The following is a 10,335-nucleotide window of genomic DNA, read 5'->3' on the forward strand; positions in this document are numbered from 1 at the left end:
TAAGTTTCGATTATGAAGAAAATCCATATCGGCCTGTTGCCCCGTATAATTATTGCCATTTTGTTAGGAATCGCAGTCGGACATTTCTTTCCAGCTTCGCTGGTTCGTATATTTGTAACGTTCAACGGCATCTTCAGTGAATTCCTTAATTTCTCTATTCCACTTATCATTCTGGGGCTCGTCACCGTTGCCATTGCCGACATTGGCAAAGGAGCCGGTAAAATGCTGCTTGTCACTGCACTGATAGCCTATGGTGCAACCTTATTCTCCGGTTTCCTCTCTTATTTCACCGGTGCCACCTTATTTCCGTCTTTAATAGAACCGGGCAGGCCGCTCGAAGAAATCAGTGAAGCACAAGGCATCCTGCCTTTCTTTTCCATCTCCATCCCACCGTTAATGAACGTAATGACCTCACTTATACTTGCTTTTACGTTAGGACTCGGATTAGCCACCCTGCATAGCGACTCCTTAAAAAATGCCGCACGCGATTTTCAAGAGATCATTGTCCGCATGATCAGTGCCGTTATCCTCCCCTTGTTACCTCTCTATATTTTTGGCATTTTTCTTAACATGACACACTCCGGGCAAGTCTTCTCCATTCTGATGGTGTTCATCAAGATCATAGGAGTCATTTTCGTCTTGCATGTCTTTTTACTGATTTTCCAATATTGCATCGCTGCTTTGTTCGTTCAACGCAATCCCTTCAAGTTATTAACCCGAATGTTACCCGCCTATTTTACGGCATTAGGTACCCAGTCATCAGCTGCCACTATCCCTGTCACATTGGAACAAACTAAAAAAAACGGAGTATCAGCCGATATTGCCGGTTTCGTCATCCCCCTTTGTGCCACCATTCATCTTTCCGGCAGTACACTGAAAATTGTAGCCTGTGCACTTGCCTTGATGATAATGCAAGGTATGCCCTTCGATTTTTCCCTCTTCTCCGGATTCATCTTTATGTTGGGCATCACCATGATAGCTGCTCCGGGTGTTCCGGGCGGTGCCATTATGGCCTCTTTAGGCATCCTACAGTCGATGTTAGGTTTTGATGAATCTGCGCAAGCATTGATGATTGCATTATACATCGCAATGGACAGTTTCGGTACAGCCTGCAACGTAACGGGTGATGGTGCCATCGCGCTGATCATAGACAAAATTATGGGAAAAGAGAAGAAATAAAGAATTCGATCCTATCAAAGATACCCTGACTCTTCAGTTCCTGTAAAATTTTCTCCTCATTGCTACTGCAAGCTTTAGAGCCGTGTGCCAAGTCATATACCTGCTACGGCACGTATTAAACCGGTATGCAATCCGAGCATAAATAAAAGACGCGCACCTCTTTGTACACGTCTTAAAAATAAATCGGGTAACCGCATATACCACTTAGTCCAAAGGTTGTGTCAAATTGTCCATTTTTGTTTGTATCCTCTTTATTTTCAACAGATTTACATCCATCTAAGATTTAATTCATAACTATGCAAAAAATACGCTCAGATAAACAGCTTTTTTCTGTAACACATGTTTCAAAGCGATGTCAACCGGAATAGAACAACCCATATCCTCTATCACCTATAACAAAAATCTCCCGATTCGTCATGCAACGATCGGGAGACTCCAGAGTTATTCTACTTTAAAATATTTATTAAACCATTAAAGCTTGTCCGCCAAATACACCAGCCAAAGCACTGGCCACGGCTATCACTACTTTCAGAATTGTATCCCAAATCGTTTTCTTCATATTATTTATTCGTTAGTTGTTTATTACTTGTAAAAAAAAATCGGATACTGCGCAGTCAATCCTTAAACGTACATTTTCAATCTTTAATCATGTCATTTCCGACTCTCAATCATCAGCCGGTCATTTCATCAAGCTGCCGGATCTTCTCCTTCTCCGCTACCGCCTCCCGACGGTCCTTCTTCCGAAGTGTCATTTTTCAATAAATCGGCATGCAGAAACTGTACTCCCTGCGTCAAAGCCCTTGTCGTGCCAATGGCAGCCGGGCGTGTATATTCGGGAGTAAACCGACATTTAAGAGAAGTGATCTGATTCGGACTTACCTTATCGGCACTTTCCACCCCCTTCCCTCTTGTGCAGGCTTTCATCGTAAACGTACCCAGACCGTCCAGACGTACCGAACGGCTGTTCAAAAGATATTCACGCATCACAGACATAAGGTTGCGCACCACGTTCTGCACATCACCTGCTGTAAGGGATGACTTCTCTGCTATTACCTCAGCCAATTGCTGGGTAGCTACTGTACCTCCGGCCTTCACCAGATTCAGATGCCACAATTTGGCTCCTGTTTTGTTTGCTATCGGTGATTGCACCGCTTTGTAAAATAAAGGCATAATTAATTCCTCCGTTTAATGTTACTAATCGTTTTTTTCATTCACATATTTTGCTGATCAACAGTGCAAAGATGGAGGTTTATTAATAAATGGCAAAAGAAAAGAAGAGCTGTAAGGCAGTTTTTCCCAGAAAAGTTATAATGTATTATTAATTAATGATTTATAAATGCGCATACATTAATAGGAATCATAAAAAGAGCCAGACTTCTCCTCATTAACAATGGGGAAATCTGGCTACAACTACACTTGAGATGAAAAATGTAGTACTATATTCAAAAGAATTACTAAATTTTCAAGAAAAGGTCCTCCTTAAAATTGAGCCACACCTGACTTCATATAAGGAGGACCGCACAAACAAACAATAATATTAAGCAGAATTACTATGATTCACATCAGAGTAATCCGGCATTCCTTACGTCATCTAAATCTTTTTAGTAAGGAAGAAAGCATTGAACGAATTCAATGTTTACTTTATACGGTCGTTTTCTTCTGCTTCCAAATAAAATAGGGAACACAGAAAAATAAAAAAAGTCCTTTCAGTAAATTCAAAAAAGTACTCATCAAGAACTTATTTCTTCATACAGTTTTTAATCTCTGTAACTATATAAGCTACATCCTCATCCGTTACACAAGGACCTGCAGGGATACAAAGTCCCTTATTAAACAGTTTTTCGGAAGTACCGTCTATGTAACAGGGATTATTCTTGAATACCGGTTGCAAATGCATAGGTTTCCACAACGGCCGTGTCTCGATACCCTTAGTATCAAGAGCTACCCGCAGTTCTTCATAATCAAACCCCGTAAGTTCCTTATCGATCAGAATTGTGCACAACCAATAATTCGCATTAAAACGGCTGTCCGGATTAGACATTAAAGTAATACCTTCCATATCGGCAAAAGCCTTCTCGTACAATTCATGTACATGCCGGTGATGGGCGATATGGTCATCCAGAACCGTCATCTGCCCACGCCCGATACCGGCACAGATATTACTCATACGATAATTATATCCGATATGTTCGTGTTGGTAGTACGGAAACGGTTCACGAGCCTGAGTAGCATAATACATCGTCTGTTTCTTGGCAGCTTCATCCGCTACGACCAAAGCGCCTCCACCGGAAGTCGTGATCATTTTATTACCATTAAAACTCAAAGCGCCGAATGTACCGAACGTACCACATTTGCGCCCATTAAATTCCGAGCCTAAAGCCTCCGCAGCATCCTCTAATACAGGTATTTCATATTTCTCAGCTATCGCACAAATCTCATCGATCTTTGCCGGCATGCCATAAAGATGAACGGGAATGATCGCTTTGGGCTTCTTACCTGTCTTCGCTATCCGGTCTTTAATCGCTTTTTCCAAAAGAACCGGACTCATATTCCAGGTATCCTCTTCACTATCCACAAATACAGGTGTAGCGCCTAAGTAAGTAACCGGATTGGCGGAAGCACAAAAGGTAAAAGACTGACAGACCACCTCATCACCGGACTGTATCCCCAATTGGATCAATGCCAAATGGATAGCAGCCGTACCAGCAGACAAGGCCACTACTTTTTTATTATCACCTACAAAACTTTCAAGTTCTTCCTCAAAAGCATTCACATTAGGACCAAGAGGAACTACCCAGTTGGTATCAAAGGCTTCCTTTATAAAACCCTGTTCTTTACCGCTCATATGAGCGAGACAAAGATAAATTCGTTTGTCCATGATTTAAATAATTATTATTCTTTATATTTTAGCACTTTCGCAGGTACCCCTGCAACAACTGCTTTAGCTGGAACATCTTTAATAACAACAGCACCCGCACCTATCAAACAACCTTCTCCCAAAACTTTAATTCCAGTCATCACTGTCGCACTAATCCCTATATAACTATATTTATGAGCAATGATAGAAGCACCAAAATTAACACCAGTGGATATAAAAGTACCTTCTTCCAATACCGAATGATGGGCAACATTGGCATTCATGCTAATCATCACATAATTATCTATCGTGACATAAGGCATTATTGAGGTATTCAGCAAAATATAAACTCCTTCCCCTATTGAAACATTAGGAGAAATAATTGCTGTTGGATGTATATAATTAGGAGTTTGATAACCCAAATCTTTCGCTTTTAACAAAAACTGTACTCGCAATTGATTGTTTCCTATCGGACAATACACACATTCTACCTGATGAGTCCTTTTGAGAGATTTTAACAACTCTGTTCCTCCCAATACAGGTACTCCTTTTATCAAACAATTATGTAATTCCCTATTATCATCCAAAAAACCGACAATTTCAACACCGGATTCCTGCAAATAAGCAAGATAGACCTCACCATATGTTCCGGCACCAATAATAACCCCTTTCATACATCAATTATGTCCATTAAATTTTTCAATACCAACTGTAACAGTATCACTATTAATATCAGTCCTTTTTAAAACTTTCATCACAGTCAAATAAATTATTTTTAGATCAAGAAAAAATGAAATATGATCTACATACCAAACATCCAATTCAAATTTTTTAGTCCATGATATAGCATTTCGTCCATTTACTTGAGCCCACCCTGTTATTCCAGGACGTACATCATGCCTACGTTTCTGCAGATTGTTATAAATAGGTAAATAATCAACCCTCAAAGGTCTCGGACCGATCAAAGACATATCCCCTTTCAAAACATTCAATAATTGAGGTAATTCATCAATAGAGGTCTTTCGTATAAATACTCCTACCTTTGTAATACGTTGCTCATTCGGTAATAGATTTCCCAGTTCATCCCTCTCATCAGTCATTGATTTGAACTTAATCACCTTAAATATTTTTTCATTTTTCCCTGGACGTTCCTGAAAAAAGAAAATTCCAGCTCCTTTGTTAGCAAAATGGAGCCAAATACTTATAATAAGTAAAAAAGGCCAAATAAGTAAAAGAACTACAAAAACAATAGTAAAGTCAATTACACGCTTAAAACAATTTTTATACATATATCGTTTTTTTACTTTATATGAGAAATTATTTTCTGATAAGTACTATCAACCTGATAATTATCCAATAAAAATTGATAACCGCATTCTCCCATTTTTCGAATAGTATCAGGAGTCGTAATATACTTATTTACACAAGCCGTAAAACTTTCTACATATTTACTCTCACAACAATATCCATATCCATTCTTTTCCGCAATTGTACCAATGTCCGTGTTTATATCCGTTGCGGCTATAATAGGCATTTTATATTCCAAATAAGATAGTAAACGAGAAGGATAATTGGGAATTTGAAAACGATGATCCAAAAATATCAAACCTATGTCACAAGATTGTACCAGAGCATCATAATCTTCTTTAGGAAGTCTGGGAAATAAAGATACATTATCGGTCTTGGTATTGATAAACCAATTTTCCAACTTGTGGTATTCCGTACCATTACCTACAATTAAAAAATGGCAATCATTTCTTTGGCAATTTGCATTTAAACACTGAATTAAAAAATCAATTCCCTGTGGTTTACCTAAATTCCCTCCATAAATGAATATCGGTCTGTCAATAGGAAGATCGTATTTTTTACGGATACTCTCTCTGTCAATATTAATAGGATCCTTTTTTAATTCAATACTATTAGGTGCTATCTCAACACGTTCGTGGACAAGAAAGCTGTTATGCCTCAATACAAATTCCACATTTGCAGGAGACATACAACCAATGTAATCAGCATGCTTATACAAACCAATCTCTTTCTGCCGAAAATACCAATAAATAAGGCTATTCTTCGAAAACATTCCCAAGTCCACGGCATTCTGAGGAAAAATATCTTTTAATAGAAGATAAGAGATAGCAGAAGGAGTTCCTTTTTTTAAGTTTCTGACCACATCAGTAAATGTAATCGGAGGTGTAGAATAAAGAATCAGGTCAAAATTAACATGACTAAGATACTTCTTGATAGCTCTATTAAATTGAGCCTCCAATAGAATAGTTCCTATTCCTTTTTCTATAATATTCGTCTTCTGAATATTCAGAGTTCGTACCCCCAATAAATGGATACCATCCACTTCAGATAAAGATGTAGGCAAGGCAAACTGCCGCTCATAAGGAGTCACAATATAAACATTGTGACCCTCATCACGAAACTTACGCATCAAGTCAGTATAAATACCTCTCGATTTTATTTCCTTAATCCGGCTGACAGTCAAAAAAATGATATTCATTGACTAATATTTTCTCCAAACCATTTTATTGACCACTCCCGTATAGCTCTGAATAAGTTTTACTACTTTCGTAGATACATTCTCATCCGTGTAATCGGGAACCGGTAACCCATGATCACCATTGTTATTCATATCCACAGCAGTTTCCACAGCCTGAAGCAGCGACTGCCCGTCAATACCCGCCAAGACAAACACACCTTTGTCCAATGCCTCCGGACGCTCTGTGGAAGTACGGATACAAACTGCCGGAAAAGCATGGCCTACAGAAGTAAAGAAAGAGCTTTCCTCAGGTAAAGTACCCGAATCTGATACAACCGCATAAGCATTCATCTGAAGACAGTTATAATCATGAAAACCCAGAGGTTCGTGTTGAATCACACGGCTATCTAATACGAAGCCACTCATTTCCAAACGTTTCCGACTACGTGGATGGCAGGAATAAAGAATAGGCATATCATATTTCTCTGCCAATTTATTTATAGCTGTAAACAAAGAAAGGAAATTCTTTTCTGTATCAATATTTTCTTCACGGTGAGCAGAGAGCAAAATATATTTACCTTTCTCAAGCCCCAAACGACTGTGAATATCCGAAGCCTCAATATCCTTCAAATTCTCATGAAGTACTTCAGCCATAGGAGAACCGGTCACATAAGTGCGTTCCTTAGCGATTCCGGACGCATTCAAATACCGTCGGGCGTGTTCCGAATAACACATATTCACATCAGAAATGATATCCACGATACGCCGATTCGTCTCCTCTGGAAGACATTCGTCAAAACAACGATTACCGGCCTCCATATGGAAGATAGGAATATGAAGACGCTTGGCACCGATTACCGAAAGACAACTATTCGTATCTCCTAATACCAAAAGTGCATCCGGGCAAGTCTGAACCATCAACTTATAACTGCAATTGATTATATTGCCCACAGTCGCACCAAGGTCATCTCCTACAGCATCCATATAGACCTCCGGAGCTTGCAACTTCAAGTCGTGGAAAAAGACACCGTTCAGGTTATAATCGTAATTCTGCCCCGTATGGGCGAGGATACAATCGAAATACACACGGCATTTGTTGATCACCGCAGCAAGACGAATAATCTCAGGACGGGTACCTACAATAATCAGCAGTTTCAGTTTACCGTTCTCCTGAAACTTAATATCGGAATAATCTAATCGTATATTCATATCGGTCATTCTATTAAACTTCTTCAAAGAAAGTATCGGGACGGGCAGGATCGAAACATTCATTGCACCACATGAATGTCACAAGGTCTTCCGTATCCGAAAGGTTAATTATGTTATGGGTATAGCCGGGAATCATTTCCACAACTTCAATCTTGTCACCGTTCACCTCATAGTTCAGCACCTCATCCGTACCAATTTTACGAAGTTGGATCAGGCCGTGTCCGCTGACAACAACGAATTTTTCATTCTTCGTATGGTGCCAATGCTGACCTTTGGTAATTCCCGGTTTAGAGATATTCACAGAGAACTGCCCACGATCCGGAGTACGAATAATTTCCGTAAAACTCCCCCGAGAATCAACATTCATTTTAAGAGGATAGCTAAACTTATCCTTTGGGAAATATGACAAATAAGTGGAATAAAGCTTCTTAGTGAACGGATCACCCAGATCGGGGACTTGCAAATTACCGGACATTTCCCTAAAAGAATAAAGCAAGTCGACAATTTTCCCTAAAGTAACTGTGTGTACAATAGGGACAATGCAATAGTCTCTCTCACGATGCTCATTCCCACTCAAAGCGGCAATCAATTCATCCACCACATCATCCACATAAACCAAATGCAACATGACAGAAGGATCATTGACCTGAATCGGAAGATCATGGGCTATGTTGTTACAAAAAGTGGCAACAGCACTGTTATAATTTGGACGGCACCATTTACCAAACACATTCGGAAAACGGTAAACAAGAACACGTGCACCTGTCTCCCGTGCATAATCAAACAAAAGATTCTCACCCGCACGTTTGGATTCGCCATAAGGATTGTCCAAAGCGGCCTGAGTGGAAGAGGAGATCATTACAGGACAGGAATTATTATACTTTTTCAAGGTATCAAGTAGAGCGGAAGCAAAACCGAAATTGCCTTGCATGAATTCAGCTTGATCCTTGGGACGGTTAACACCTGCCAGATTAAAGACAAAATCCGCTCTTTTACAATAGACATCCAGTTCGCAAGGGTCGCTGTCTACATCGTACTCAAAAACCTGCATATCCGAAAATACGCCATAGTTCTTCGCCTTGCCCGATTGGATATTGTGTAATTGAGACACCAGATTACGACCGACAAAACCTTTGGCGCCGGTTACTAAAATATTCATAAAGTAATTAGTTTGAATGATATTCCGCCGTTCGTAAGTAAAACGCTCAGAAAAAATGAATCAAGAGATTAAAAAGAAAAGCGTCTGGACGGTCAGGAAAGGATTTGTTTATTCACTTTTTATTTCAGAAGATTTGGCTTTCTCTGTCAGACCCAGATCCTCACGGATAAAACGAAGTTTAAGTAACAACTGCTTCATTCCCTCCACATCAAGACGAGCAGTATTATGGGAATGATAATCTTCAATCCGAGCGACATCCTCATTGCCCTCTGTGAAGAACTTATCATAGTTTAAATCACGCGTGTCACAAGGAATACGGTAATACTCACCCATGTCAATGGCCTTTGCCATCTCTTCACGGGTTACTAAAGTCTCATACAGTTTCTCACCGTGGCGGGTACCGATAGTTCTGACTTCCGTATCAGCATTATACAATCCTTTCAAAGCTTGTGCCAAAACATCCAATGTCGCGGCGGGAGCTTTCTGAACGAATAAGTCACCATTATGACCGTGTTCAAAAGCGTACATGACCAAATCAACGGCATCGTCAAGTGTCATCATAAAACGGGTCATATTAGGATCGGTTATGGTAATGGGATTACCAGACTTTATCTGATCTACCCACAAGGGAATAACTGAGCCACGACTAGCCATTACGTTACCATAACGGGTACAACAGATAGTTGTCGATGCACCCTCTCCCAAAGCACGTCCCTTAGCAATAGCTACTTTTTCCATCATAGCTTTGGAGATTCCCATAGCATTAATCGGATAAGCAGCCTTGTCGGTAGAAAGGACAACCACATTCTTTACACCATGTGCTATAGCAGACTCCAATACATTGTCTGTACCAATCACGTTGGTCTGTACTGCCTGCAACGGAAAAAATTCACAAGAAGGAACTTGCTTCAAGGCAGCAGCAGCAAAAACATAGTCAACACCTCTCATGGCACCGTCCACAGACTGCCGATCGCGGACGTTACCAATATAGAACTTAACCTTGGGGTTTTGTAACTGATGACGCATGTCATCCTGCTTCTTCTCGTCACGACTAAAAATACGAATCTCTTTAATATCGGAACCTAAGAAACGTCTGAGTACGGCATTACCAAAAGAACCCGTACCACCTGTAATTAACAGGACTTTGTCTTTGAATATAGACATAATATTTATTTTAATATTCCCACATATACTGTTACACCATTTATTTTTATCTAAATACGGCCGGGTACTCAATTCAGGGTATCCCCTTTGTATAGACATTTTTACGAGTGCCTATATATTGAGTTGTTAAAGATTTGACCTATTTGTTAACCATTGGCATATTGCCAATCCGATTTTATCTAAATACAGGCTGAAAAAAATCTCCGCAACTATTAAATATTTTAGTAAAAAACTTACCTAAATACTCCCAGACAGACCGTCCTTGCATCTTCACCGTACTGA

At 39.8% G+C, this 10,335-nt stretch carries 10 protein-coding genes; 1 reads left to right on the forward strand and 9 read right to left on the reverse strand.

The features are described 5' to 3' along the window. Nucleotides 1–12: 12 nt before the first annotated feature. The gene (locus tag HMPREF1532_RS17905) at nt 13–1,179 is read left to right on the forward strand and encodes a dicarboxylate/amino acid:cation symporter (RefSeq protein ID WP_005932668.1); all 1,167 of its coding nucleotides are present in this window, start codon (nt 13–15) and stop codon (nt 1,177–1,179) included. A 463-nt stretch (nt 1,180–1,642) separates the two neighbouring features. On the opposite strand, the gene HMPREF1532_RS21385 is transcribed toward HMPREF1532_RS17905, so the two are convergent. The 9 genes from HMPREF1532_RS21385 to HMPREF1532_RS17945 form a co-directional block, all read right to left on the reverse strand. After that, on the reverse strand, nt 1,643–1,738 hold the full coding sequence (locus HMPREF1532_RS21385) for a smalltalk protein (RefSeq protein WP_005932670.1): 96 nt from the start codon (nt 1,736–1,738) through the stop codon (nt 1,643–1,645). Nucleotides 1,739–1,866: 128 nt separating this feature from the next. Continuing rightward, nucleotides 1,867–2,349: an HU family DNA-binding protein gene (locus tag HMPREF1532_RS17910; RefSeq protein WP_005932673.1), complete on the reverse strand. Its 483-nt coding sequence runs from the start codon at nt 2,347–2,349 to the stop codon at nt 1,867–1,869. 568 nt (nt 2,350–2,917) lie between these two features. Further along, the gene (locus HMPREF1532_RS17915; RefSeq protein ID WP_005932675.1) at nt 2,918–4,057 is read right to left on the reverse strand and encodes a DegT/DnrJ/EryC1/StrS family aminotransferase; all 1,140 of its coding nucleotides are present in this window, start codon (nt 4,055–4,057) and stop codon (nt 2,918–2,920) included. Between the two features lie 14 nt (nt 4,058–4,071). Further along, a complete protein-coding gene (locus HMPREF1532_RS17920) occupies nt 4,072–4,710 on the reverse strand; it encodes an acetyltransferase (RefSeq protein WP_005932678.1) in 639 nt (212 codons plus the stop codon). 3 nt (nt 4,711–4,713) lie between these two features. Then, nucleotides 4,714–5,325 (reverse strand): sugar transferase, encoded by a 612-nt coding sequence (locus HMPREF1532_RS17925; protein ID WP_005932681.1) that lies wholly within the window; start codon nt 5,323–5,325, stop codon nt 4,714–4,716. 11 nt (nt 5,326–5,336) lie between these two features. Then, a complete protein-coding gene (locus HMPREF1532_RS17930) occupies nt 5,337–6,542 on the reverse strand; it encodes a glycosyltransferase family 4 protein (protein ID WP_005932683.1) in 1,206 nt (401 codons plus the stop codon). 3 nt (nt 6,543–6,545) lie between these two features. Beyond that, a complete protein-coding gene (gene wecB / locus HMPREF1532_RS17935) occupies nt 6,546–7,730 on the reverse strand; it encodes a non-hydrolyzing UDP-N-acetylglucosamine 2-epimerase (protein ID WP_005932686.1) in 1,185 nt (394 codons plus the stop codon). Nucleotides 7,731–7,743: 13 nt separating this feature from the next. Then, a complete protein-coding gene (locus HMPREF1532_RS17940) occupies nt 7,744–8,889 on the reverse strand; it encodes a capsular polysaccharide biosynthesis protein CapF (RefSeq protein WP_005932688.1) in 1,146 nt (381 codons plus the stop codon). Nucleotides 8,890–8,997: 108 nt separating this feature from the next. Continuing rightward, complete coding sequence (locus HMPREF1532_RS17945) at nt 8,998–10,053, reverse strand: polysaccharide biosynthesis protein (RefSeq protein ID WP_005932691.1); 1,056 nt, start codon at nt 10,051–10,053, stop codon at nt 8,998–9,000. Between the last annotated feature and the right edge of the window lie 282 nt (nt 10,054–10,335).

The sequence above is a fragment of the Bacteroides salyersiae WAL 10018 = DSM 18765 = JCM 12988 genome, from assembly GCF_000381365.1.
Classification (GTDB): domain Bacteria; phylum Bacteroidota; class Bacteroidia; order Bacteroidales; family Bacteroidaceae; genus Bacteroides; species Bacteroides salyersiae.

Coding starts and splice junctions, on each gene's coding strand:
- HMPREF1532_RS17905 (WP_005932668.1), top strand. CDS start 13: ATGAAGAAAATCCATATCGGCCTGTTGCCCCGTATAATTATTGCCATT.
- HMPREF1532_RS21385 (WP_005932670.1), bottom strand. CDS start 1,738: ATGAAGAAAACGATTTGGGATACAATTCTGAAAGTAGTGATAGCCGTG.
- HMPREF1532_RS17910 (WP_005932673.1), bottom strand. CDS start 2,349: ATGCCTTTATTTTACAAAGCGGTGCAATCACCGATAGCAAACAAAACA.
- HMPREF1532_RS17915 (WP_005932675.1), bottom strand. CDS start 4,057: ATGGACAAACGAATTTATCTTTGTCTCGCTCATATGAGCGGTAAAGAA.
- HMPREF1532_RS17920 (WP_005932678.1), bottom strand. CDS start 4,710: ATGAAAGGGGTTATTATTGGTGCCGGAACATATGGTGAGGTCTATCTT.
- HMPREF1532_RS17925 (WP_005932681.1), bottom strand. CDS start 5,325: ATGTATAAAAATTGTTTTAAGCGTGTAATTGACTTTACTATTGTTTTT.
- HMPREF1532_RS17930 (WP_005932683.1), bottom strand. CDS start 6,542: ATGAATATCATTTTTTTGACTGTCAGCCGGATTAAGGAAATAAAATCG.
- wecB (WP_005932686.1), bottom strand. CDS start 7,730: ATGAATATACGATTAGATTATTCCGATATTAAGTTTCAGGAGAACGGT.
- HMPREF1532_RS17940 (WP_005932688.1), bottom strand. CDS start 8,889: ATGAATATTTTAGTAACCGGCGCCAAAGGTTTTGTCGGTCGTAATCTG.
- HMPREF1532_RS17945 (WP_005932691.1), bottom strand. CDS start 10,053: ATGTCTATATTCAAAGACAAAGTCCTGTTAATTACAGGTGGTACGGGT.